The 25,679-nt window shown below is 46.4% G+C and carries 20 protein-coding genes; 12 read left to right on the forward strand and 8 right to left on the reverse strand.

The window, feature by feature from the left end; translation table 11 throughout:
* Positions 1-66: 66 nt before the first annotated feature.
* The 5 genes from PMIT1303_RS09305 (at position 67) to PMIT1303_RS09325 (ending at position 7,976) form a co-directional block, all read left to right on the forward strand.
* The gene (locus PMIT1303_RS09305) at positions 67-1,149 is read left to right on the forward strand and encodes an HlyD family secretion protein (protein WP_231901433.1); all 1,083 of its coding nucleotides are present in this window, start codon (positions 67-69) and stop codon (positions 1,147-1,149) included.
* A 157-nt stretch (positions 1,150-1,306) separates the two neighbouring features.
* The gene (locus tag PMIT1303_RS09310) at positions 1,307-3,487 is read left to right on the forward strand and encodes a calcium-binding protein (RefSeq protein ID WP_063398487.1); all 2,181 of its coding nucleotides are present in this window, start codon (positions 1,307-1,309) and stop codon (positions 3,485-3,487) included.
* Positions 3,488-3,713: 226 nt separating this feature from the next.
* The gene (locus tag PMIT1303_RS09315; RefSeq protein WP_063398488.1) at positions 3,714-4,412 is read left to right on the forward strand and encodes a lipopolysaccharide assembly protein LapB; all 699 of its coding nucleotides are present in this window, start codon (positions 3,714-3,716) and stop codon (positions 4,410-4,412) included.
* Positions 4,413-4,549: 137 nt separating this feature from the next.
* Positions 4,550-5,218 carry a Fe2+-dependent dioxygenase gene (locus PMIT1303_RS09320; RefSeq protein ID WP_063398489.1) on the forward strand — a complete coding sequence of 223 codons (669 nt, stop codon included), beginning with the start codon at positions 4,550-4,552 and terminating at the stop codon, positions 5,216-5,218.
* A 1,318-nt stretch (positions 5,219-6,536) separates the two neighbouring features.
* The gene (locus tag PMIT1303_RS09325) at positions 6,537-7,976 is read left to right on the forward strand and encodes a lipopolysaccharide assembly protein LapB (protein ID WP_063398490.1); all 1,440 of its coding nucleotides are present in this window, start codon (positions 6,537-6,539) and stop codon (positions 7,974-7,976) included.
* Positions 7,977-8,509: 533 nt separating this feature from the next.
* On the opposite strand, the gene PMIT1303_RS09330 is transcribed toward PMIT1303_RS09325, so the two are convergent.
* From PMIT1303_RS09330 to PMIT1303_RS09340, 3 genes are read right to left on the reverse strand one after another with little or no spacing between them, the layout of a single operon-like run.
* Positions 8,510-9,808, reverse strand: coding sequence for a glycosyltransferase (locus tag PMIT1303_RS09330; RefSeq protein ID WP_197459809.1), 1,299 nt, complete (start codon positions 9,806-9,808; stop codon positions 8,510-8,512).
* Positions 9,745-10,662: a hypothetical protein gene (locus PMIT1303_RS09335; RefSeq protein WP_156486995.1), complete on the reverse strand. Its 918-nt coding sequence runs from the start codon at positions 10,660-10,662 to the stop codon at positions 9,745-9,747. The genes PMIT1303_RS09330 and PMIT1303_RS09335 overlap by 64 nt, the downstream gene beginning before the upstream one ends.
* Positions 10,659-12,176 (reverse strand): sulfatase, encoded by a 1,518-nt coding sequence (locus PMIT1303_RS09340; RefSeq protein WP_082824477.1) that lies wholly within the window; start codon positions 12,174-12,176, stop codon positions 10,659-10,661. The genes PMIT1303_RS09335 and PMIT1303_RS09340 overlap by 4 nt, the downstream gene beginning before the upstream one ends.
* 82 nt (positions 12,177-12,258) lie before the next feature.
* On the opposite strand from PMIT1303_RS09340, the gene PMIT1303_RS13545 reads away from it, so the two are divergent.
* The 5 genes from PMIT1303_RS13545 to PMIT1303_RS09365 are packed head-to-tail and all read left to right on the forward strand — an operon-like array spanning position 12,259 to position 17,947.
* A complete protein-coding gene (locus PMIT1303_RS13545; protein WP_063398494.1) occupies positions 12,259-13,320 on the forward strand; it encodes a hypothetical protein in 1,062 nt (353 codons plus the stop codon).
* Entirely contained in the window at positions 13,304-14,191 is an 888-nt protein-coding gene (locus PMIT1303_RS09350; RefSeq protein ID WP_063398495.1) for a sulfotransferase family 2 domain-containing protein, read from the forward strand. Before PMIT1303_RS13545 ends, PMIT1303_RS09350 begins: the two co-directional genes overlap by 17 nt.
* Positions 14,167-14,928 (forward strand): sulfotransferase family 2 domain-containing protein, encoded by a 762-nt coding sequence (locus PMIT1303_RS09355; protein ID WP_197459810.1) that lies wholly within the window; start codon positions 14,167-14,169, stop codon positions 14,926-14,928. The genes PMIT1303_RS09350 and PMIT1303_RS09355 overlap by 25 nt, the downstream gene beginning before the upstream one ends.
* A gap of 21 nt (positions 14,929-14,949) precedes the next feature.
* The gene (locus PMIT1303_RS09360; RefSeq protein ID WP_063398497.1) at positions 14,950-16,194 is read left to right on the forward strand and encodes a glycosyltransferase family 4 protein; all 1,245 of its coding nucleotides are present in this window, start codon (positions 14,950-14,952) and stop codon (positions 16,192-16,194) included.
* Positions 16,175-17,947, forward strand: coding sequence for a methyltransferase domain-containing protein (locus PMIT1303_RS09365; RefSeq protein ID WP_082824480.1), 1,773 nt, complete (start codon positions 16,175-16,177; stop codon positions 17,945-17,947). Before PMIT1303_RS09360 ends, PMIT1303_RS09365 begins: the two co-directional genes overlap by 20 nt.
* Before the next feature lie 29 nt (positions 17,948-17,976).
* On the opposite strand, the gene PMIT1303_RS09370 is transcribed toward PMIT1303_RS09365, so the two are convergent.
* Positions 17,977-18,723 (reverse strand): sulfotransferase, encoded by a 747-nt coding sequence (locus PMIT1303_RS09370; protein WP_063398938.1) that lies wholly within the window; start codon positions 18,721-18,723, stop codon positions 17,977-17,979.
* A gap of 688 nt (positions 18,724-19,411) precedes the next feature.
* Here PMIT1303_RS09370 and PMIT1303_RS09375 point away from each other — a divergent pair.
* On the forward strand, positions 19,412-20,347 hold the full coding sequence (locus PMIT1303_RS09375) for a glycosyltransferase (protein WP_063398499.1): 936 nt from the start codon (positions 19,412-19,414) through the stop codon (positions 20,345-20,347).
* A complete protein-coding gene (locus PMIT1303_RS09380) occupies positions 20,344-21,873 on the forward strand; it encodes a glycosyltransferase (protein WP_063398500.1) in 1,530 nt (509 codons plus the stop codon). The genes PMIT1303_RS09375 and PMIT1303_RS09380 overlap by 4 nt, the downstream gene beginning before the upstream one ends.
* Before the next feature lie 26 nt (positions 21,874-21,899).
* Here PMIT1303_RS09380 and PMIT1303_RS09385 read toward each other — a convergent pair whose 3' ends face one another.
* The 4 genes from PMIT1303_RS09385 to PMIT1303_RS09400 are packed head-to-tail and all read right to left on the reverse strand — an operon-like array spanning position 21,900 to position 25,673.
* Positions 21,900-22,691, reverse strand: coding sequence for an ABC transporter permease (locus tag PMIT1303_RS09385; RefSeq protein ID WP_063398501.1), 792 nt, complete (start codon positions 22,689-22,691; stop codon positions 21,900-21,902).
* Positions 22,691-23,461, reverse strand: a complete 771-nt coding sequence (locus PMIT1303_RS09390; RefSeq protein WP_231901434.1) for an ABC transporter ATP-binding protein — start codon at positions 23,459-23,461, stop codon at positions 22,691-22,693. The genes PMIT1303_RS09385 and PMIT1303_RS09390 overlap by 1 nt, the downstream gene beginning before the upstream one ends.
* A complete protein-coding gene (locus tag PMIT1303_RS09395; RefSeq protein ID WP_063398503.1) occupies positions 23,458-24,558 on the reverse strand; it encodes a glycosyltransferase family 1 protein in 1,101 nt (366 codons plus the stop codon). Before PMIT1303_RS09395 ends, PMIT1303_RS09390 begins: the two co-directional genes overlap by 4 nt.
* Positions 24,555-25,673 carry a glycosyltransferase family 4 protein gene (locus tag PMIT1303_RS09400; RefSeq protein ID WP_231901435.1) on the reverse strand — a complete coding sequence of 373 codons (1,119 nt, stop codon included), beginning with the start codon at positions 25,671-25,673 and terminating at the stop codon, positions 24,555-24,557. The genes PMIT1303_RS09395 and PMIT1303_RS09400 overlap by 4 nt, the downstream gene beginning before the upstream one ends.
* Positions 25,674-25,679: the final 6 nt, after the last annotated feature.

The raw sequence follows: 25,679 nt of genomic DNA on the forward strand, positions 1-25,679 counted from the left end.
ATTGCTCTGATCCGCCAAGCGCAAGATCGACTTGCAAAGATCAGTGGCAACGACCATCAACTTGAGGTGGTTGAACAATCGCCGATTTGGTTACGCGCATCAATCATGACCATGATTGCAACGGCCACCTTTGGCATCGGCTGGTTGGCGATTGCAAAAACAGAAGAAATTGTGGTTACGCCTGGCAAGCTCGAACCAATCGGTGCTGTCAAAGAAGTAAAGGTACCTATCGGCGGAGTTGTGGATCAAATTTTAGTGAAAGAGGGTGAGCATGTAAAACAAGGGCAAATCTTGTTGCGACTGGATACCGAAACTAGTGCAGAGAGACAGGAAAGTCTCAGCGGCAACATCAGGTTCAAACTTAAACAGCTCGAATTCAAGCAGGAAGAATTGGATCGATATTTAGATCTCAACAGCACGGAGCAGAAAGTATTAATAGACAATCTAAAGCTACAAAAAAATGTTCTCAGTAGATACATAGCACTGGAGAGACAGGGCGCAGGATCCGAGTTACAAGTACTTCAGCAACGCGACAAGATTCAACAACAAGAAGGAGAAATTGCCAAAAGAATTGATGAACGAGAGCGTCAACGGGCTCGTCTTAATCAGCAGATTGTGCAGTTAAAAGCTCAATTAGGAGATCTAGGCAGCTCACTCACAGAGCAAAACGTAAAATTGCGCTATCAAGAAATTCGCTCACCAGCTGACGGAATGATATTTGAACTGCAACCAAGCGCTCCTGGATTTGTAGCCAATGGCAATGAACCTATTTTGAAAGTCGTTCCTTTTGATGCCTTACATGCAAAGGTTGAAATCCCGAGCAGCGATATTGGATTTGTCAGTGTCGGGCAGAATGTTGACATAAGCATCGATTCTTTTCCAGCGACAGATTTCGGGGTTTTAGAAGGCAGTATCAAAAGAATTGGTTCAGATGCCATTCCACCAGATCAGAGCAAAGGCAGACGAGACTATCGCTTCCCAGCCGACATCAAGATCAATACCCAACAACTCGAACTCAAAAATGGCAATAGCTTGAGACTGCAAGCCGGAATGAGCCTCACCGCAAATATCAAGCTAAGAAGCGTGACCTATCTACAGCTATTACTTGGGAGCTTCAAGGACAAAACAGATTCATTAAGACAATTATAGACCTGACATCAGTTCGCACCATGCTACCCTATAATCCCACATAAAAGCACCAAGCAAAAAGAACACCAAAGTCCGGTCAGGCATCCGGCACAGAATAATTGCGGATTGCCTCAATCTATAGTATTATCTTTGCTGAGTCCTTATCAGATCCAGAGACTTGGCTATTCAAACAATCAATGGCGCCACTTCTAGTGATGCTATTACTCTCCTCGGCACCGAGGCAGCAGACACTTTCAAAGTAGCAGCAACTACTGCATCATTTGACGCCATCGGTTATTCAGCTGGTGACACGTTCAACATCGCCAGCGATGCCAACGTCGCAACAGTAAAAGCAGGCGATGGCGATGACACCGTCAATTTTGACGCTTCAGCATCCAATGCATTCGTCAATGGCAACAGCGGTTCTGATGAATTGAATTTCGACGAGACCGTTGCGATCTCGACTATTTACGGTGGCATCAATAATGATGAAATCACTGTTGATGGAGCGATTGATGATTCGCGGATTCGCGGTGATGAAGGTGACGACACCTTTGACTTCAATAGTACTGTTGATGACAGCTTCCTGAATGGCAATCAAGGTGATGACACCTTCACCATCGATGGGAATGTTACTGGCTCTAGTGTTTTCGGCGGAGTAGCTGAAGATGTAATGACACTCGGTGGCATCGTTACAACCTCAAAGGTTCGAGGTGATAATGGCAATGATGACATGAATGTCACCGGCTCAATTTCAGCCGGAACTCTTGTTAATGGCAACCAAGGCACCGACGATATCGACGTTACCGGTGAGGTTAAAGGTGGCACAGTTAGAGGCGGTGAAGGCGACGACGCAGTCACACTCGCCGATCTGCTGAAAGACGGCAACACCTTCGGTGATGCGGGCGATGACAACATGCAGCTCGAAGAAGGTAATCGCTCAACTGCCAACGGTGGACTAGGAGCCGACACAATTGCCTTCAGTGCGGCCACCAACGAGACGACAATCCTTGGCGATGGCGAAACTGGCGGTGGTGCTGATTCCATTGACATCGCAGCCGCAACCAAGACTCTGGTTAAGGGTGAAGAAGGTGATGACGAGATCGACATTAACGGAAATCTCTCCAAAACCACCATCAACGGCAATGCCGGTGATGACGACATCGGCATCACACAAGCGCTTACGATCGACGTTTCCACTACTTACGGTGGTGCCGGTGATGACTCTATTTACAGTGGCGCAACAGACACAACTATCACCACCTCCACTATCAGATCTGATGAAGGCGACGACACCATCGACCTTCAGCTTGATGCAAGCACGAATTCTCTGATCAACGGAAATGCTGGTGATGACAGCATCGAAATAAATGAAGGAACTGCGTTGAGTTCCGGCATGACGGTCAGTGGTGGCGAAGGTAACGACAGCATCACGTTCATTAACGCTTCTAACGTCGTCTCTGTTTACACAGTCAACGGAAATGGTGGCGATGACGTAATCACCCTGGATGGTGGTACAAACGACGCAAACTTCAACGTTTTAGCTGGTAAAGGTGATGACACAGTCGCTATTGGTGCTGCAAATGAGGCTGGCAACGCTTCTATCTTCGCCTCAGAAGGCGACGACGTAATCACCGGTACCGATGCTGCATTAGGCACCCTGGTATTCAACGATGATTCCCTCGTTGATGACGATGATGCGTTCAGTTTGAGTAGCACTGATATCCAGAACCTGGCAACAGGAACGTCCCTCAAAGTTGCAGACGGTATTTTCGATACCGTTGATTTCTCTACTCTCAGCAAAGACTTCAGTGTTGAGGCTGACAACGCTGCAAACACCGTTACTGGTGGTACTGGCGATGACACCATCAACGGCAGTACAGCTGCGGACTACATGACAGGTGGTACTGGCACCGATGTCTACATCCAAGATGAAGGTGACAGTGTCGCCTCTGCAGAAGTTGATGCTGCGGACGATGAACAGGCAGCCGTAGACGCTGATGTCGTCGGTGGAGCGTTCTGGACTATGACTACTGTTGATGTCATCACCGACTTCGCTGAAACTGACGTGGTTGATGGAGTATATGGAGCAAATGCTCCAGCTGTGCTCGCAGCAATCACTACTTTCGGCGCAGCAACTGACGACACAGCGTACGTTACCTATGGCGTCTGGGCTCCGACTACCGTAGGCGAAACTCCCGGTAAATTCACTGCAGTTGGTGCGTATAACGCAACAAACGCAAAGGATGCATTGATCGTGTACACAACTGCAGCTGATGCAGCTGGGGTTGAGGGTAGTACTTCGAATGTTATATTCGATGATCTTGCAGCCGCTTTCGATAACGACAACTTCGTGTAATCCATTAATTTAAGATTAAAATCTCTTAAATTAATTACAATTAAAAAGCTCCTCATTTACGAGGAGCTTTTTTTTAGACGTCATTAAATTGGGGTGACGCCAATCGAAATTGAATAAACAACCGAAGAACAACTAAACTGGCTCAACGTATTAATGTTAAAAGAGAAAGGCTATAGCACGCTAAGATTTTATGCTATGCTTAAATCAATTATCCTCAAAAGCGATAATGGAAGAAAGATCATCACCAAAACCAAGCAATCCGTTAGCGCAACAAGCATTGATTGCACACAAAAATGGTGAGCTAGGAAAAGCGTCGACATTATATCTAAAATCGATTGCTCAAGAAGATGCAAATGATAAAGGCGTATTACTAAATTTAGGCGTGGTCAGCAAAGCACTACGTAATGACGGCCTAGCAGAAAAATGCTACAAAACAGTACTTAAATCAGACCCGAGCAATCTAAACGCATGTATAAACCTGTCCTCACTTTGCGTAAAGGGATACAGGTATCAAGAAGGCAAAGAATATTCCTTGAGAGGACTTGAAAATAACAACCAAAGTCATCAATGCTTGTATAACTTGGGGGTGTCGCTCGCGGGCCTTGGTGATTTAGAGGAGGCCGCAATCAATCTGAAAAAATCTATCCGCGCAAAGCCAGATTTCACCCCCGCATATATGGCAATGACAACTATATATTGCACAGATAAAAAATACGAATTAGCAAAACAGATCCTTCAAAATGGCATAAAGGTGAATCCGGAGTCTGCTGATATTCACGAAACGTACGCCTATTTTTTCAGGGATTACATGCAAGACCTAAGTAGTGCAATAGTTTATCTAAAAAAAGCCTTGGCTCTAAACCCCAAGAATCACATGTACCAAGCAGAAATCAACAGACTTAGCTATATGATTGACGATGCTTAAATTTCAGACATATCCAGCAGAATTCTAAACGATGCGTTGATGCAGAGCTTGCAAACGAGTTCTGGTAAAGTTAGGTTTCACTTTCTTCAACCCAAGATTTAGGGCGTTATAATTACCTTTTTTGCATTATTATATTAATGCTATATCTAATCCTAAATCTTATCGATGAGGAAACAGTCAAAAAACTTACACGTCAAGTAATGCAGAATACTAACTGGAAAGATGGAAGGTACAGCTCAACATATAGAACTTCGGGTTGGAAAAAAAATATTCAGCTTCCTGGCAAACTAGAGCAAGATGGTGAAAGCATCGTCAAGACAGCATTAATAAACAACAAAAGAATCATGCGTTACACACGGATAAAAAAAACTCACTCCATTATGTTTACTAGGACTGGTGAAGGAATGTTTTACCGAACGCATTTAGATACGCCTATAGTCGGTGACGGAAGGAGAGACTTATCATTCACTTTGTTTCTTAATGATAGCTCAAGCTATGAAGGTGGAGAGTTAGTTCTAAAGATAGACCCAGAAACTAAAATAATAAAGCTCAATGCTGGCCAAGTAATTATTTATCCAACTCAATATCTTCACGAAGTAAGGGAAGTGACAAAAGGTGAACGATTGGTATCAGTTGGTTGGATTGAAAGTGAGATCCCAGAGCAAGAAAACAGATATATACTAAGCTTATTAGACGAAGCTCGAGCTAATATGCAAAAAGAAAATGACTTAGGCAAAGATAACAAGGATATAATGAACAAATTAATTGTTGCCTATAATATGCTGTATAAAAGATTCTCCGGTTAAAATAATCAATCAGTTGCAAATAATATCAAGACTATCAACTCAGACTATTCATAAATACCAGCATAACTTTGCACTTTAGATTGTCTAGCATTTGCATGTCAATTGCCACTCATTATTCGATTCAAAAGTGCAGGCCATTTAACAGCCAATCACTAAGAGTAAATTTTTGTGGAAGAATTGGCATCGCTGTCTCTTGTGGTTCAATTGACATATGTCAAGAACAAGCTTGCCTTGCTTAAGCAATCTTGTGAGTCCTCTCGATCAACCAAACGTATCTTTTCAGATCTTAGAGATATACTCAGTAAAATTTCATCACTCTGACGATTCGAGCGAGCTCAATCCCCTATTTGAGTGGAATTTTCATGGCAACTTATATGCAATCATGCGATAATGTTAAAGTCATATTTATATTCTAAAATGAAAAATACTTAGCCAAATAATGAAAGCTGCATCCACTGAGCATTATACATGAGGCAGCCAATGAATTAGAATTAGCGCGTGATGGCAAAAAAGCACGAAACGAAAAATGCTACAACACCATACTGATATTAAGCCCGAGCGATCTAAACGCATGTATAAATATTTCCACACTTTGCCTAAAGAGACTCAGGTATCAAGAAGACAAAGAATATTCCGTGAAAGGACTTAAAAATAACAAACAAAATCATCAATTCTTATAGGAGTGGGAGATATCACTTGTGAGCCTTGATGATTTAGAGGAGGCAGCAATCACTCTAAAAGAAACTATCTGCGCAAAGCCAGATCACCCACCCATATATGGCGATGGCAACTATATATTGTACAGACCAAAAATACCACTTTGCAAATCATACCCTTCAAAATGGCATAAAGATGAATCTGGAGTACGCTGATATTCACGAAAAATACATTTTTGTTCAGAGATTCAATCCAAAGCCTAAGTAGTGCAATAGTTTATCTAAAAAAGCCTTTTCTCTAAATCCCTAGAGTCACATGTCCCAAGCACAATTCAACAGACTTAGCCATATGATTAACGATGTTTAAATTCAGACATATCCAGCAGAATTCTAAACGATGCATTGATGCAGAGCTTGGTAAACGAGTTCTGGTAAAGTTAGGTTTCGCCTACCACAATCCAAAGCCTAGAATGCTATATTAGTTTTTCTTGCATAATAGAAAACTTATATATCACTGTTGAGAAAGCCTTCAAAAAGCTTAGGTGTCATATAATGCAGAATAATAACCGGAAAGATGGAAGCCCCTGCTCAACATATAGAAGTGTGACGAAAAGGCACGATAGGATAGATGCAATGGCAAGAATCAATAGGGCACAAAAACCATGAACGAAAAATCAGATTATAACATTGACGACAAGACAGATTGCAATACACTTGCACAGGAGGCATTAAAGGCACATAAAAACGACGATTTAGAGCACGCGAAAATTCTTTATTTAGCAGCAATAAAAGCCGGATGTCAGCAAAAAGAATTGGTTTTAATAAATTTAGGAGTAATCTATAAAGGTGAAAAAGAATTCAATCGCTCAATAAAATGTTATGAGCACGCATTGAAAATCAATCCTTCTAATGCAAATACATACATAAATCTTTCATCAGTCTGCTTAATAGCAAACAGGCCAGATAAAGCTGCTCAGTATGCAAATCGTGGGCTAGCTATAGAGTCAGGTAATACACAATGCATGTTCAATTTGGCAATAGCATTGTTTCGGCTCGGCCACCTAGCCAAAGCAAGAGAAGTACTACAAATAATCTTAAAAATAGACAGTAAATCAGAAATTCTTTATTCGTTTTTAGCAAATATATTTATCAAAGAGAAATCAGACACTGAAGCATTAAAAACCTACAGAATCGGATTAAAGATGAATCCCAATAGCCACCGCTTATATTACGAGTATGGAGTACTTTGCCATCAACAAAAGAATATAGCGGATTCTCTTTCAGCGCTCAAAGAGGCAGTCAGGCTTGACAAAACCAATGAAGACTATCGCACGTTATTAACTGTTATACAGCTGGCAAAGAATGCAAAGGATGAATATACGCGCACAAAAACCAACGATATCGATAATCCGTCATTTGAAGCCAAAAAAGATTATTACATTGAAGACAATAAAAGTAATAAGCTGATTATTGCATTCACAAGTGATGGTATGCAATTAAGTCGAGGCGAGGCGACACCACCTACGTTTGATTTTTATAATTTACTTAAAAACGAGAAGCAGGTAGACAAGCTATTTGTTCGAGATCAAAATAGACAATACTATCTTCAAGGCCTCAAGCATAGTACAAAAGATTTAGCGGAGACTATTAGTCTGCTTCAAAGGATTATTAAGCAAAAAGAATATACTAGGATAATAGGCATAGGGAGTTCATCAGGTGGTTTTGCATGCCTTCTGTATGGAAATCTTTTACGGTTTCAAAAATCGATTGTCTTTAACCCACAGACAGTAATCAGCGAAGAAAAGGAAACCGTAATAAAAGATGATATTTTCAAAATTAAAATGTCTGATTTCCTGAGAAAACAGCACAAAAATGATGAGCTCTATCAATATTGCCTTAACCTGAGAAACTTTATGCCCTTTTCAACAGAAGCAGAAATTCATTACTCTTCTGACTCCCCCGGGTACATTGATAAGAAGTACGCGGAGTATATTCAACACGAGAAATGTAAGTTGATTGAGCATCAATGTAATCATCACCTATTAGCACTACAACTTAAAGAAAAAGGGGCACTAATCAACTTGATCAGACAAGCACTATAAAAGACAAATTTCAAATTATACAATTACCTGGCTATCATCATATTTTTACAATCAGAATGCACCATCGCAACAAATGGCAGAGGGGGATTTATTATTTACTTTATTCCTGTCTGACAGAGATTATTCATATGAAGGAAGTGAACTAGTGCTATAGATTCCTCCCGAGACAAACATAGTAAAGCTTAACACCGGCAAAATAATTAGCTGCCCAACACAATATTTACATGAAGCGCGAAACGTGACGAGTGGGGAGAGACTTCTTTCCCTTGGGTGGATTGAGAACGAAATCGCTGAGCATGAAAAATAATACATCTTAGTTTGATAAAAAGGACCAACCATTTTTTCAAAACCTAATAAATGAAAACGGACCTGGTCTTTCAATTTAATCCAAATTAAATAGCGTATAATATACTGTGCAAAAGGTTTTTTGGTCAATCAGACTCATACAAGCCAGTGAGTAATTTCAAATAATGCAAATCCAGAAAACAATATTATTGGCAATGTCACCCCTAAATATATCGCATACTTTCATATTAGCATTGGTCTTGTAATAGTCGCGTAAGGAAAGAAGCCCACTTCATCATAGACTCATTAAGGGTATAATGTTGAGGGAGAGTTTGCGAGAAACAACGCTTTGCATGACCATCATATTTATCTAAGGCCAACTTGGCTTCTCTCACATACTCTCTAGGATCCTCTAAATTGACCAGCTGTATATTTTCAGGAGTTGATAAATATTCTGTGCACTCACAACTGCTCACGAGTAGAGGCGCTCCACATGCTACAGCCTCAAAAAAACTCCAACTAGTAATATAAGGACGAGAAAAATATACATGCAAATCAGTACGCCATAGCAATTGACGATAATCTCTAAAATTCAAAAGACCAGTGAAATGTATGCGTGAAATATCACACATTGGTTCAATCTCATTCATCATCCAGTTTTTCCAGGAGCCTTCGCATCCTGGTGCACCATAGCTATAAGCAACTCGATCACGTCCAGCAATAACAACCTGTAAATCATCATAGGTAGAAAGAAGATTTGGCAGCATTCTCATGAACTCAGGAAAACCTCGAACGGGCTCCATTCCCCGCGTTGCGTAACTTAAAACTCTAGAGTCTGGATGAATAGTTAATGGAATGTCAGAGTTCTCTCCTTTCAGCTTACATATTCCATCAACAGTGCCTGGATAATAGAACGAAGTATCAATGCCATCAAATATTACTTCAATTTTTGGTTGATGATGAATCGGAAATTGAGCACGCTGCCATTCCGTAGGCGTCACAGCAGCATCACTCTGATCCAATTCCATTAAAATAATACTATTACGCATTTGTGCTCGCAATCGGTCATTAAATTGATAGTTTTCTATCAGCCATCGATTTGTGGAATCATTAAACCACCACTCTAGATAAGCAATCATCCGAGATTGCGGGAAAATATGTCGAACAAAAAGTCCTAAGCCATTGCCAGCGTGAAAGATTATTAAACGTGGATTAAAACCCTTCTCTATCAATACCAACAGCTCTCGTACAACCGCCTGTCCCTTTAAAACAGCTGACTCTGTAGCGCGGAGATAATTATGGGTGGACTCAGAAACGTCCCTATGGGGAACAAACCTCCTCACAGAAACTCCGGTCAGAGGCCGAGCCTCAGAATCCTCGCGATTGGTCAAAAAGACAACGCGATGTTGTTCTTGGCGAGCTAAGCGCTCAGCAAGATGTACAAACTGAGCGGGATAGTTACCGTGAATGAAGAGAATGTCCATCAAAGAGTCTCCAGAATTGGCTTTAGCTGTTGCCACACTTTCATCTGCTGCACCAATTCCCAATCACCCGCAATCGTGGGCTGATGAGGTAAGTCAACTAGATATTCCAGGCTACCCGGTGCCAGCGATCGCAGCTGGTGACCAACTTGACGGACCAAAACCGCCATCCCGATAGGAGAGCGACCATAAAAAAGGGACCGTACTATCTGGACAAACTGTGCAGCGTAGAAAACTTCTGGTAATTCATCAGCATTTGGTCGAGTTTCCAGTTGAGCCTGCAGTTGTCTACATAAGCCTGGCCATGTTCTCAGTTGATCAGCCTCACGCAGCACACGTTGCAGAAGATCGGGCACTACGTTGAGGCTGTTGTAGGGCATCGTGCAAAGAGTCATACCTCTATTCAGCCAAAAATGATCGAGAGTCTCCTGTTTGCTCCGGCAGTGATTCGCCCAACTCAGGGGTGATCGCTCCAGTAGATGGTCATTGCGCAATTGATGTTTAACAGACGAGAGGATAAAATCACGCAAAGGCCGCACCACCTGAAGAAGGCACAATTCACCAGCGATCAATTTGAGTTTCAGTAGCAGCGCATCCGCCTCAGCCGGTTGGCGATAGGCCAGTTCACAGAACACCTCAGAACTGAGTAGACAGCAGAGTGAATGACTGCGCTTCCATTCGTCGTCGAGCTGGCCCAGCAACGTATCCAGGTCTGGAGATGGGCCTGGTGGAAGTGCCGGGTGGCCGGGCACCAAAACTGCCGGGAAAAGCAGATGTTGCTGCTGGTGCAGACCGGTTTGCGGAACCAATATCCCCCTGCGCTGCAAAGGACGCCGCAATCTCTGGAGTTGCTCTTGCACAGCAGTGGTGCCTGTTTTATGCCGGCCCACATGGATCAAGAGCAGGCGTGGCCTTGTCATGCCTGTTTCTCCTCTGCAGGCAGGCTGCGCCGTTGCCATTCAGCTCTAAGGCGCTTGAGGGCACGCTCCTGTGATGCCTCAAGCGTCGGAGCTTGCACCAGGTTGTGCCACTCGTGCGGGTCGGCCTCGCAGTTGTAGAGCTCTTCGTCGCCTGTCCAGTAGCGGGTGTAGCGCCAACGGCCCCAACGAAGCGAATGGTTGCCTTTCTGCCAGCTGGTGAGCGGGGCGTTATTCAAATGTTGTTTTCGGTTGCCGTCTTGCAGGAGCGGCAGCAAGGAATGCCCATCACAGATTCCTGTGGGGTGGTGCAGGCCTTCGAGGTCAAATAAAGTCGGGAACACATCAAGCAAGCTCACTGGTTCGTCGACCACCTGGGGCATTAGGCCCCGGTGGTGCCCGGCTGGGGGAACCAGGATGAAGGGCACACGCGTGGCTTCTTCCCACAGGGTGAACTTGCGCCAGTGCAGCTTCTCCCCAAGGTGGAACCCGTTGTCGCTCCAAAGCACCACGGTGGTGTTATTTGCAACCGGTGAAGCATGGAGTGCTTCAAGCACCCGGCCGACCTGGCGGTCGGTGAAGCTGACGGAGGCCAGATAGGCCTGAACCGCCTGCTTCCATTGCCCATGGCCCGTTATTGTGGCGTGATCGGCAGGATTTAGGGCCCACTGACGAGCGATGGGGGGAACATCATCGAGGTCGTTTGCCAACACCTGCGGCAGCGGGATGCGATCCAAGGGATAAGAATCGAATTCAGCCTGGGGCACATACCAAGGCAGATGAGGTCTGTAGAGCCCAAGAGCAATAAAGAAGGGCTGACAAGGAGTCCTCTGCAGCCAGCGAATCACCGCATCGGCGTTCAGTACATCGGGTTGCTCCTGATGGCGTGCATCGGGCAACGCTCCCCAGTCGAGCTGGGGGCTCAAGGGCCTGCCAGTTCCCCACTCCTCATGGATGCCATGAAGCGGACGCTGCTCTGGCAACGGTTCAGGAGGCATCTCTTCCCGTTCATCCCAAAGGAATGAACGGTCCTGACGATTCAGCCAAACAGCCTGCGCTTGGTTATCAAATGCCGCCCCTCGGTAGTCGTAGAGACCATGAAGAACCTTCCCAGCACTGAATGTGTGATAGCCCAGCCTTTTCAACTGCTCCAGATATGTAGGCGATCGCTCTTCGTTCTCCCAGAAAACTTCATCCTGATACACCCCACTCTGCAATGGGCTGCAACCGCTAAAAACCGCCATTCGGCTGGCATTGCAATACGGAGCCGGGCAATAAGCACGCCGAAACAAAATGCCTCGTTGGGCTAAAGAATCAATCGCAGGTGTTTTCGCCCGTGGACCCGGCAAACCCTCATCAAGGCAACCGATCCAGCTGTTGAGATCATCCACCACCAGCATCAAAATATTTCCCCTTCCTGCAGCTGATCCTCCAATTCTCTTGAACTTGCAAGCCGAAATTACGCTACCGAGACCCATGAGAAAAGCCAACGATCGAAGCATGGACCTGCGTCGCATCCCTGTTGCAACCCTCGCTGACTTCAGTTTGCGTCATTGCTAACCATGAGAACATAAAAAGACGAATGCCCTACTGCTCGGAGTGGCTCCGATAAGCATCGATCGGCTGATACCAGAACTTTGCCGCTGGCCCGGTGATCTGGCCGCAAATCGCGATCACCCCTCTCGTGGACCTTTTTTGCGTCGCGAAAGGCAACGTTTGCTGTATCGCTATCGCCTAGTTCGGGTTCTTCAGGCTATGGGCTGGAAACGGCCACCCATCCATCTGCTCTACCCACTTCGCAACCTCACGGGCCTCGTCCCTCTTGATGGGGTCACACTTTCAGCAGCCCACTCCCTTCTAACCCAAATTAATCGGGCAGCACTTTCAAGCCTGCATTACAACCTAGAACTCAATAAAAATGGGCAGGGTCCTGTTTTGCCAGTTATCACGAGTTGCAGGCATCGCTTACGCAATGCTCAAGCCGCTCAAGAAGCCTTTCAGAGCCAAAAAGTCCATGGGATTTTGAAGCCTCTCATCGTCGTTGGGCAAAAATATCAAGCGGATTGGGCGATTGATTACGACCCGCATCTGCATCTGCTTCGTATCAGCGTCGACGATGCCTATGAGGGACTACCCGCCAAGGTCGTCAGCATGATCGCGCTCATAGCACTCCTGCCCGATCCACCCCTTCTACTCAAACTCGACGATGACGCCCGCCCAGGCAATCTCAAGCAATTAAAATCACTAGCTTCGCGACTAAACCAACCAACACCGATTGCTGCGGGTTATCCAATCGTGACCCCTACCCCCCTCGATCTCGATCGCGCCTGGCATTTAGGGAAGAGCCGTCGAGCCAACAAGCGCATTTTCTGTTCAATCGGAACGAGAGAATGGCTCTCTGGAGGCGCTGGCTACATTTTGAATACTTCGGCAGTCCGTTTGATCAACGAGTTTTGGCTGCACACCTGGGACTTCGTTAACACCATGCTCTACGAAGACGTCTGCCTATCAATGCTGTTGCAGGCAGGTGATGTGCAATTCCAATGGCTGCGCCATCCCGGAGAGCTTGGTCTGCAAAGTGAACGGCAAGAGGAAGTCGATCAAGGGCAGTGGTCAGTACCAGAAACTTTCTTTCATCAACATCATGATTATCAGACATGATCTCAAATTGGTGTTCCTCCATGTACCCAAGTGCGCAGGGAAGGAAATCCGAGAAGTGCTAGTAGCTGATGCAGAAGATAACGCCTTCATTAGCTTGTTCAATTACAGCTATTCAACCCGACTCCGTCGATATGTAGACCTCGCCCATCTCCCACTCGATGATTTAATGCATTGGCCAGAATTTAAGTGGCTAGAGAAATACACAGTAATTGCCGCAATCCGTGATCCGCTTTCACGCCTAAGTTCTGCTGCGAATGAATTCCACAGACAACGCTCCAAACAAGAAGAAGCGGTAGTAAATGGACCAGGTCTCCCTATTGCTTGGAAGCAAAACTACATCGCTGACCTCCCCTGGCGCCATGCCAGACGGGATCCCCGCTATATCCACTCTTTGCCAATCACAAACTTTACTCATCTGGGAGATGAGCCCATGGTGGATCATATTCTCCATTGCAACACCCTGAAGGACGACCTGTTGGCCCTAGCTAAACAAAAAGGCTGGCCAAACACGTTGATCCAAAATATCCAGACCAACATCAGAAATGCCAAAACCGAAATCAAATCTGTAAGTAACGATCACCAAGAATGGTTGATGGCACAGCGCCTCTATCAAAGAGACTTTCAAACCTTCGGCTTTGACCCTGGAACAGCACCCCAACAGCGCAAAAGTTTGCGTTCATGGCTGAAACAACGACTCAAATGGCGAACACCAGGCTGGGCTGATCAAGCCTTGGAACAACTGGATCCAAATCCTTGCTCAAGCCACAGCAGAGAGCTAACCGGATGGACGCAACAGCTGAATTGGCACTGGGGTCCGATGGCACAACAACCAGATCCTCAAAAGGCATGGCCAACAACCCGGAGCCGATGACATCACTGCCAAGCCCAAATCACACGATCTGGTTGCGTCCCCATAACGCTGCCTTTGTGTATTTGCCAAAAGTAGCCTGTACATCCTGGAAACTTCACCTTGCTGCAGCACTGAACATTCAGACAAAAGAAGAATTGAGCTACAAGAACCTCCATAACCCAAGTGCGCTGCCCTTGCCCTACGCAGCTCATCTCACCCCTAAAGAATCAGACCTCTTTAAGAGTAAACAATCTGAGGGATCATTTAAATATTTTTCAGTATTACGAGAGCCAAAAGAGCGAGCAGCTAGCGCTTATCTTGACAAGATTTTGTTTCACAAAAATCCTCAATCATTTTTCAGCCTTGAGATCATACCTGCGATTAAGAGCCATGCCAGGATAGCCACAGATGACAAACCAAGCTTTGAACAATTCCTGCTTTGGATTCTGGAATCGGAGCACCAACACGTAAGCAATGATCACTGGAAACCGATGTGTGACATTCTTCAACTAAAGCCAGAAGAAGACAACCTTAAACAATGGACTTTATGGCCAATGCAAGAAATGGCCAAAGCAGTGAGCACAATCAACCAATACCTTGGTGTTGATCTCACTTTGCCCGGGAGAGAGGCCCTCGGGCCGAGGCCCGACCGCAAGAGTAAATCTGCTCTAAATGAGCTTCTTAACCTCAGCAGCGAGGGTTTACTTCAAGAAATATACAGTGCGGATATTGCCCTTTTCAAACTGATTAAGTCTTAAATCAAGCCAACACTCCCTAACGTGAAAATCCTCTTCATCCATCAAAGCTTCCCAGGACAATACAGACATATAGTTAACTCACTTGCAAAGCAACAAGGACATCTTCTGGTGGCACTTGGGATCAACCCTCCGGCGGAAAGTATCCCAAAGAGCGTTAGGTTTATTCGCTACAAACTGGAGAGAGGAAACACCGAAGGAATTCACCCACTTGTTTCGGAAACAGAATCAAAAGTCATTCGTGCTGAGAGCTGTGCCAAGGCTGCATTTAAGCTCAAAAACAAAGGGTTCACACCCGACATTATTTGCGCTCATCCGGGCTGGGGCGAAGCTTTGTTTTTGCAAGACATCTGGCAAGAATCACCAATACTTTCCTACCAAGAGTTTTATTACATAGCTCGGGGATTTGATTATGATTTTGACCCCGAGTTTCAATCCAAACTCCCTTGGCAGAATTGTGCCAAAGTAAGGATGAAGAATGCACATAGCCAACTCAATCTTGAATCAAGCCGCTGGAATGTTACGCCAACATTATTTCAACGCAGCACCTTCCCAGCAAACTGGCAAGCTAAAATTAGCGCTATTCATGATGGAATCGATACCGCCATTGCGTCTCCAACCTCGAGCCCCGTCCAATTAAAATTACCAGACAATTCATTGATTCAATCTGGCGATCCGATTGTTACCTTTTTCAATCGATCACTAGAGCCTTATAGAGGATGCCATAGCTTCATACGAGCGATCCCTACGATTCACGATCTCTATCCAGAGGCGCGTATCGTCATTGTAGGAAGCACCAAGGGTGTAAGTTACGGCAAACCATGTGAAAACGGGGAATACAAAGACAAATTCATGGAAGAAATTAAAGGGCATTACAATCAAAGGAGAGTCCACTTCACCGAAAAGCTTCCTTACGACCAACTCCTCACATTATTGAAGATCTCTGCCGCCCATGTGTATCTCACTTACCCATTTGTACTCAGCTGGAGTTTGCTTGAAGCGATGAGTAGTGAATGCGCCATTGTTGGCTCAAAAACACCTCCGGTAGAGGAAGTTATCCAACACTCTGTCAATGGTCTTTTGGTTGACTTTTTTGAACCCAAAGCGATTGGAACGGCAGTTTGCGACTTGCTTCGTGATCGCAAACTGGCCAAGTCACTGGGGGAAAAAGCTAGAAAATCAATTCTTCAGAAATATAGTTTAGAAGTCTGCCTGCCCCAACAGCTTAATTTAATCAACCTCGTCGCCAATGGCGCCATTGGTTATTAGTTCAATCTCTGCATCTACACCATCGCCGATGACGCCCAACAAAGCCAAATACTACGACCAGATCAATCCTGATCTGCTGTATCGACTACCCACCACAGCAAAAACAATTCTAGAAATTGGTTGCGGCAGTGGTGCCTTAGGCCAAGCCTTCAAAGCAATCAATCCAGATGCCACCTATTTAGGTGTCGAATTGATGAACGAGCCAGCTCGAATCGCTCGCACAAGGCTTGATCAGGTCTGGACTTGCAATGTGGAAATAGATGGTCAATTCACACTTCCCGACAGCCATCAAAGCATCGACGCACTCGTATATGGAGACGTTCTCGAGCATCTCAATAATCCGCTTCGATTACTCCAACAACAGCAGGAATGGCTAAGTGAGGATGGTGTTGTTATCGCCTGTATTCCCAATGTTCAGCACTGGTCAGTATTGCTGAATTTAATCTCAGGCCGCTGGCCTCAAGAAGATCAAGGCATCTTTGATCGCACACACTTGCGCTGGTTTACACGCCAAAGCATCGAAGAGCTCTTTAAGGCTGCCGGCTTACATTTGGCAGAGATCCATCCCCGTATCTTCAAGCCTGAGAAAGCTCAACAATTCGCAATGGCAATGGCACCAAGCCTGAAAGCAATGAACATCAATCCTGATCAACTCCTTCAGGGCTGCGCACCATTGCAATACGTAATTACTGCAACAAAAATACCCGTGAAGCCATTAATACTCCAAGGATTAATGCTCAAACCACAGGCCGGAATGAACGAAGTTCGCATGATTCAGCCACTACGTAGTGTGGCAAGCACCCCTGGTATTCATCTGGAACTGAACCAACAATCATTAAAGCTTCAATATGCAAATACAGATATTCCGCGCATCATGATCTGGCAACGCCAGACAGTAAGTCCCACAGAAGATTGTTTAGAAAGACTCAGAAAAGTGATTAATGCGGGCTACATCCTTATCAGTGAATTCGACGACGATCCCAACAATTTCCCTGACATCCCTAAAAATAATTTTTTCAGCTTCAAAGCGATGCACGCAGTTCAAGTAAGCACAACCCCTCTCAAAAAGGTTATGAGTCCTCACAACCCCGAAGTAGAAGCATTTGAGAATTGTCTCGAGCGATTGCCAGCCAGTAACCCTGAGAAGTGGGCGGAAGCGATTGCTTCAAAAAGGCTCAGAATCTTTTTTGGTGCTCTCAACCGTGAAAATGATTGGGCGCCTTGGATGGATTCCATCAATCGCACTCTCAAACATTATCCTCAAGGCTGTGAATTTGAAGTAATTCATGACAAAGCCTTTTTTGAGTCGTTAGACACACAAAACAAGCGCTTCACGCCTCTATGCAACTATCAGTTGTATCAACAGCGGCTCGCTGGCTGTCATATCGCATTCATACCACTACAAGCTAATCGCTTCAATTCAATGAAGTCCGACCTCAAGTATGTAGAAGCATCTGGACACGAAGTCGCATCAATTGCCAGTCCTACAATATACGAATCAACCATTATTCCTGGCAAAACAGGGGCAATCTTCCACAGCGAGCAAGAACTAGAAGGCATTCTCAGCCGATGGATCGATCAGCCTTCAGAGGCACAATCATGTGCAAGAGATGCACATACTTGGGTGAAGGAAAACCGATTGCAAAAGCATCAAAGCCAGCGGCGCTTAGCGTGGTATCGCTCCTTATGGGCTCGGCGTGAATCACTCACGCAATCTCTCTACAAACGAGTTCCCGAGCTGAGGAGCATCTAAGAGAAAATTTGAAGTTTACACCCAACAAATCAAGTCCAATGCAAACCGTATTGTTCTGCCATCACCTCATAGGTCATGCGTAATCTTTGACGCAATTGTTGTCGTAATTCAGCAGATACCAACTGCGCCTCCTGGTTTCCTGAATTAGCTCTCGGCACATTTAGCAACGGGATGATATCGAGCCCCAAAAAGGTTTGCAATGTCACCCATATCGACTGTGTATCAGCAAACAAATCTTCACTACGAAGAAGCAAAAGCTGCTCTGCTGGGAACAACGCCTGATAGCGAGCTAACTGCAGCTCATAGCGACTACGAGCCAGATAGCTGTGCTCCTGATGACTGGGATGGCGCTCTCCAGCCATCACAGCAGGCTCAGCGAGAGCGAGCCTCTCGGCTTCCGCCGCCAGCGCCTCCTCTAGCTCTAGCGGTTCCAGGCCCAACCTCTGGCTGTGAAACAGTTGCGACAATGCCCGCTCCACAGGATCGCGCAACAACACAATCAATTTCACATGCGGTACTAGTGCTTTTATCCGACCAGGCGCTAACGGATGAAAGATGTAGTAAGGGGTAATCTCCCCAGCGCACTGGTCTTCCTTTGCCTTAGCGAAAAAATCGGCATACCAGGCATCACCCAACCCGTGATGCAAGCTGAAGTAATGCAGTTCCTTCCACTGCGGCAAGAACACACCAGGATGATGAGTCAGAAGCCGATAAAGGCTGGTAGTTCCACCTTTTTGAACACCCAAGCCAAGAAAACCTGGTCTACTGCACTTCATCTTCTGATGCCTGCCAATCGCATAGTTCAACCATGATGATCGCCGATCGCATTGTTTGGCTACAGCTTCCCAAAACAGACGAAAAGAGTATAAAAAAACTATTCAAGGGCTTGAGCCTTAGCCTGGATTGCAGTCAACAAAGACGACACCCCTGATAAACACGATTCGATCGCTCTGCATGAATCGAATTGATCAATGATAAGCAGAATGCCGCCAACTTTTCCTGACTAACTGCAAATTTCTGAGTGACCAATTAGCGACTAGAAGCTGAAACATCACCATCTAAAAAAGCGTGATCTGAATTGAAATCGAGTGCTCAGATTTCTCATTCTATTCCTTACTCATAGCGAGCATTTGAGTAGCAGCTGATCGATAACTGCACTATTTCAGCATTAACAAGACAGTGACACTGCTTCGACTAAGCAACATGATTGGCTATCTAAACCAAAACTTATTACCCTTCTACCCCAAGGTATAGAAAAATTTGAAAAGTCCCCAAAAGAAAATCAAAAAAGCCATCACCTCAAGTATTAAGAAGTAGTACTAGCGCATTTCTAAACCGACATGCCGAGCTGCTCAAAAGATAACTTGCAACGCATTGCGGCTCTTAATCCTTGCTGGCAAGCTTGGTCTGCAGACGTAAGTGCTTACGACGGCTGATAGGCTCCGGCCATTCGCACCAAAGCTGATGCGTCTTTCAATTCTGGTAGTCAGTCGAACTGCAACTCTTCTCAGTCGTCTGCTGAGCAGCCTGGATGAGGCAACAAATCTGGCTGCAGCTGACGTCGAAATTCTCTGCTCATGGAATGGCAGCAAGAACGCAGAAGAAGAAATCGAAAACCTTTCCAGGTATCCCCTTCGCATTGCCAACCGTGATGTTTATCACTTCGCCACCAACAACAACTGCCTTGCAGAGCAAGCGAAAGGAGATCTGCTGTTAATCATCAATGACGATGTAGTGCTTGATACAGGCTCAATTGATGCCGCCATCAACTGTCTTATCAGCACACCCAAAGCAGGCCTAGTCGGAGCACGTCTTCGTAGCAGTGACGGAATGATCACCCATGACGGCGTAGGTTTCACCAACGACCACTCCGCTTACAACCTGTTTGAAAACCTGATTCCAGCCGACAGCCACGAACTTCGCTCCTACCCGATACTCAGCCCGGCCGTGATCGGTGCCGTCATGCTTGTGCGACGTTCCGATTTCCTTGCGATTCGCTTCGATGAAGAATGCATAGTGCACGGAGAAGATACCCAGTTCTGCTTCGAGCTACGCCGTCAACGTGGCTTGGATGTAATGGTGTGCCCACAATGCAGCGGGATGCACAACCCCTCCTCAACACGTAACACTCTCCCAAGGCAAGACAGCTGCCAAGCAGATATCGATCTGTTGCGTCAACGGCGTCGTGAGTTCCTCGAACAAGCAACCGCCATAGAACTGCGTAAAGAACTTTCCTGCACAACCCGTGAGGCACATGTGCTACGAGGATCTATACAAGGTCCAAATGATGACTTAATCAGATGGCGCGATCAGGTGCACACCCTTCAACTGCATCGCCTGCGTCTTGAGCAGGAAGTACTCAGGTTGCATCAGCAATTATTCAAGCTAACGAAACAATGAGCAAAGCGCTGCCAGAAAATAGATTCAATGGCCTACGTGTTCTTGTGACGGGGTACGACCTTGAGCAAGGAGAGCATCGCGGCATTGCTGTTTATACCAAGGCGCTTATTCGCTGTCTGCATGAAGCAGGCGCGGAGGTTTGGCTGCTAACTGAATTCTCTGCCACCCTTGCCAGCCGTGGCATGCGCAGGCTCCCCCGCTCCACCCGGAGCATGATTCAAAATGCACGCATATTGGAGGCTCTTGCCACAGGACAACAAGTTAAAGATAGAAATTTTCTTGCAGAGCGCTTTGGCCTCATCCGCACCATCTTGAAGTGGAATCATCGGCTGCATCTACTGATTGAGTTTATCCAATTACCGAAGCATTATAAAAGAAAAGACCTGCACCATTTCCCACTATTAGGTCTAATAGATAACCCCTACAAGCGAATCGAACGGCTCAGCTACCTACAACACCTAGAAGGCATTATTTCCGCTCCAGGTGTGTTCTTAGCAAGCCAAACTGCTGCTCTACTTAAACAAGATAAGCCTGTTCAGATTGATCTACAAGATTTTGACCTGCTGCTCACCAGCTGTCCGCTCAATATCCTCCCCCACCATCTACCTGTGTTCGTACAAACAGTGCACGATCTAATCCCGTTGGAATACGTCTCGCACAATGAAAACTCCCTGATGTTCAGCCGCAGGCTCCAAGCTTGCCTGCCGGCCAGGCGCCTATTTGTCTCCAACTCAACTGCCAGCAAGTTTCATCATCACATCCGCTCACTAACAAAAGAAGAACAATGTAAATCCGGCTCTAGGCCTATTGCAGAGCAAGAGCAAGTCATCGTGCAGCCTCCCTCGCTGAACTTTCCTGACTGGATCCTTGCCGATCCTCATCGGATCGGGGATCACGAGCCAACCAGCTATCTACTCCGCCCTTCCCCTAAAAGAAAGAAGCGACCAAGATCGACAGGACCTTTCCAATACGTGCTTTTCAACTCCTCCGTGGAAGCACGCAAAAATCTTTTACTGCTTGCTCAGGCCTATGCCCAATCTAATCTGAGCAGCCATGGGATAATCCTGTGCGTCACTGGCAAACTCAAAGTTGACGAATACAGCAACTCCATTCAGGCGATTGTGAGCCACGAACCCGGCATCATGCTGACTGGTTACGTGGATGAAAGCACCAAGCTCGATCTCTATCTCAACTCTCTTGCCCTGCTCAGCCCTTCGCTTGTGGAAGGCTTCGGCATTCCCGTACTCGATGCTGCATGCCTAGGAATGCCAAGCATAGCCAGCGACTGCGACTCACATAACGAAATTCGTTCTATGCACGATTTTGATCAACATGTGCTGACGATATCCACGTTGCAGAGCAGCGACTGGGCAGAAGCGATGAATGCCATTGCAGGTTTAGGAGAAGCCTTTAAAGACCCCAAGCTTGCTACTAAAGAACGGCGACGGAGGATAAGTCGCTACCAGCATTACAAATCAATTTTCTACAAAGATCTAACAGACAAGCTTGAAGCAGTATTCAACTAAACATCGAGAATCATTCAATGATTAATTTAAATCAGAAATGGTAAATTCCTACTCTCCCTATTAAGCAAAAGAATGGCCATCCAGATCCCAAAAACATTCATCCCTAATAAAAAAATCCCAACCTGCCACTGCACATCGGCTGACATCAGAGTGTGACGGACTGGGCTCAAAATCCTATAAATAGGATTCAAATTGGCCGTCCAAGCATAAGCTCCCAAGTTGGCTTTCTTGTACAAAATTGGAGACAACAAAAACACCAACTGCAAAACGATAGGCACTACCTGGTAGAAATCACGAAAGCGAGCACCAAGCAAACACACTAGCATCGGCAGCCAATAGATAAATAAAAACAAATTGATGAGGGGCAACCAGCCATAAAGCAACAGATTTATGAACAAGTCGTGTTGATAATAGCTAAGAGCTAATAATACCAAGGCGAAAGATTGTGCAAAGGTTTGAACCTGAAAAGACCACTCCTCAAGTGTATAAAAGATCGGATGCAAATTCGTATTCAAGACATGAGCCTGGTTATGCTCAAACAAATTGGGGGCTGAGCCAATCGCCGCTCCAATGGTGTTCCAGACCACTAAACCCAGGCCCAAATACACCACATAGGTATTGAAATCCTGCACTTTGAACACGGCTCCGTAGACCGAAGCAAGAGCAGCTATGGATAACAAATTAGACAAACCAAGCCAAAAACTCCCCAAGAAGGTACGCGCAAAACGCGCACGCGTTCGAGCTGTGCCTGTAAACCACCAAACGCGTCGCATCCGCCAGGCTTCGCGAATGGTTGCACGGATCGAATTGGATTTCATTATCCTGCTCTCCTGCCCGGCTGATGACCACGGTGATAAACACTCAAGGCCTCTTCTAATGAACCATCAAAAACGATTTTTCCCTCATCAAACAGCAACCCTCGCTGGCAGAAGCGACGCAATAACTCATCAGAATGAGAGGCCAAAAACAACGTGCCGGTGGTGTCTAGGAAAGTGTGCAACCGCTCTTGTGCCTTTTGATAAAAACTACTATCACCAGCACCAAATCCCTCATCCATCGCCAAGCAATCGTGGCTGCCAAAGGTGAGAACTGCAAACAACAATCGCGCTGCCATACCTTGGCTGTAGGTCTTCACAGGCAAATGAATGAAATCACCTAGGCCCGAGAAGGTCACCACGTCTTCGCTGTAGTCTTGAAAACCACGCAGGTTGCCTTTCACCAGTAAATAGTGAGCCTTGATTGCCTGAGTTCCACTCAGCTCTGGACTAGTAATAAAGCCCTTATGAATCATGGGAAAAACCGGAACATGTGCCCGGAAGCGGCCGAAGCTGTGCTGATAAATACCAGAAATCAAACGGAGAAAAGAGCTCTTCCCAGCACCGTTGTGACCGATCAGGCCCACCCGCTCTCCCTCACGCACAGTACATGTCACATCATCGAGGGCCGTGATCACAGCGCCACTCCCGCTGCGATTTAAACGACCACCAGTGACTGAGCGAATCAGTGAAGCCTTCAGGCTGCGAGTCTCAGTTGTGAACACTGGAATATCGAGACGCACATTCTCGAGCTCAAGCACAACTCGCTTCAAATCAGACTCCTCATCAGTTGCCAAATAGTGCGGCATTGCTTGTCCAAAGTGAGCTGGCGGGCGTTGCTTAGACCCGCATGGGATAGCTGTTGCCAAAGATCCGGTTCGTTTGCAAGCCGGTTTAGAGCAACAGCGAGACTAGCCCCTTGATCATCCATGTCAAAAAGCAAAGACGCCTGGCTATGGAGTTCCGCATGTACAGGGATGCGACTGGCCAAAGTGGGAACACCGCAAGCCTGGGCCTCAAGCAATGGATAATCGAACCCCTCCATCAAACTTGTCGACAACAAGCAGAAGCTCTTACGAAGCTGATGTTCGAGGTCTGTCGCTGACAAGTGCTTGAACCAAAGCACACGCTCCTGCAATTGAAGCTGTCGCGTGAGCAGCTGTAGCCGATTTGTCTCACGTCCAGTGCTACCCACAATCACTAAATGACCCTGCCAACTGTTTAGTTGTTGCAAAAATGCAGCAAACCCCTGCAAGGCAAGAGCAATGTTTTTGTTGCGCGCATGACGGGCCAACAACAAGCAATCGCCACTCAAAGGAGACTGAATAGGGTTTTCAACAGTCTCAACACCATTGTGAATCACCACAACACGACTAGCTGGCAAGCCATCAGCCACCAATAGATCTGCAACATATTCACTGATCGCAATCACGCGAGTTGCACCCTGCAAATGTCTAGACAGCCAAAAACGACTGCGCCAATTAGCTCGCCTACTACTAGGTAAAAACAAAGGTATGAGGTCATGACAAGTGATGACCTGTGGCCGGTCACGCACCGTTAGCAATCGATCGGTATAAGGGGAATAGATCAGGGCGGGATCAGCCTTGCGCACAAGACGGCGAACGGGCACGGCATGCTGAACCAATGCATTGGCCTGCAAACAACGCATAAAGCCGCTTGACTGACTTGATGGCAAAACAGCATCAGTTGCCAACTCAGCCGTGCCTTCGTTCCGCAAACGCAGCTGCGTGGGGAGCTTCTCACCAGTTGCGTCTTGCCAGGCTGACAAGAGCCGCTCCACATAACGGCTCAAGCCTGTAGGTGCTGGTTGGTAAGGCAGCAGATTGACCAGCAGGTCTTGAGAGCTCATGATCCTCCATAACTCTGCTCAGGACCTATGTCCTGAAACTGGTGCGTCCAGATCGCACGCGAAAACAAAGCGTTGTATCTCGCTCGAGACTGCTTATCTAATTGCATCAGCAAGTCTTTATCACTCAACAAACGTTGCAGCACAAATGCCAAATCCTTGGGCTGCTGTGACCATGTCATCCCTGCAAGTTGACCGACCCAGCCCATGCCAGAACGCTGCCGCTGAAATGCCAAGGAAGGAATACCAGCCGCCATCGCTTCCAACTGCACGATTCCGAAGGCCTCATTACTGCGATCCGACGGAAGCACCAACACGTCAGCCCATTCCAAGCAACAAAGCTTGATCGGTTCATCTACACAGCCCAGAAACTGAACCCTGTGATCGCCATGAAAAAGTTGCTGGCTGAGCTTCTCAAAAGCAACTCGCCGCGGCCCATCTCCCACCACCTGAAGAAACCACTCTCCCTCAACTGCAGCCAAAGCATGCAACAACAAATCCAAGCGCTTGTAACTATCAAGCCTGCCAATGAAGAGCACCCGCAAGGGAGCTTCAGCCTCATGCATCCGCAATGGCAACGCCAAAGCCGAACGCTCTAATTCGGCATCCAAGCAACAAGGAAGAACCTTCAACCGAGCGGAATGACAACCACATCGCAGCAACTCAGCTGCGAGAGCTGGTGAAGTGGTCACCACAACGCTGAGCCATGGAATTAGCCGTAAAGCCAGCCACTGGTACAAGCCAAAAAGGATGCCACTCCAACCAGGAGAACACTCCAAAAACGCATGCCAGTGAACACTCACCCATCGCTTGGGCTGCAGCAGCCGAGCCAACAACAAGATGAACAAAACACCTGGAGAGGGCAAATGGCCATGCAGAGGCTCAGATGAAAACAACAGCTTTCGCAACTGAAGGCTGGGTCGAGGCAAGAGCAAACGCCCCAGTTGAAGCCGCGGCAGCCGCTGCCGCGGGTAAGCCACTGGCAAAGAATCTGGCAAGTTCCTTCGCTGAGGCTGAGCATCAAGGCTATAAACCGGTCGCTGCCAATTACTAGCTAATTCATGAGCAACACGCTCGATACCACCAAAACCTGGTGGCCACTCGCGTAGAAGCTGCAAACAAGG

It is taken from the genome of Prochlorococcus sp. MIT 1303, assembly GCF_001631965.1.
In the GTDB taxonomy this organism is placed as follows: Bacteria; Cyanobacteriota; Cyanobacteriia; order PCC-6307; family Cyanobiaceae; genus Prochlorococcus; species Prochlorococcus marinus_D.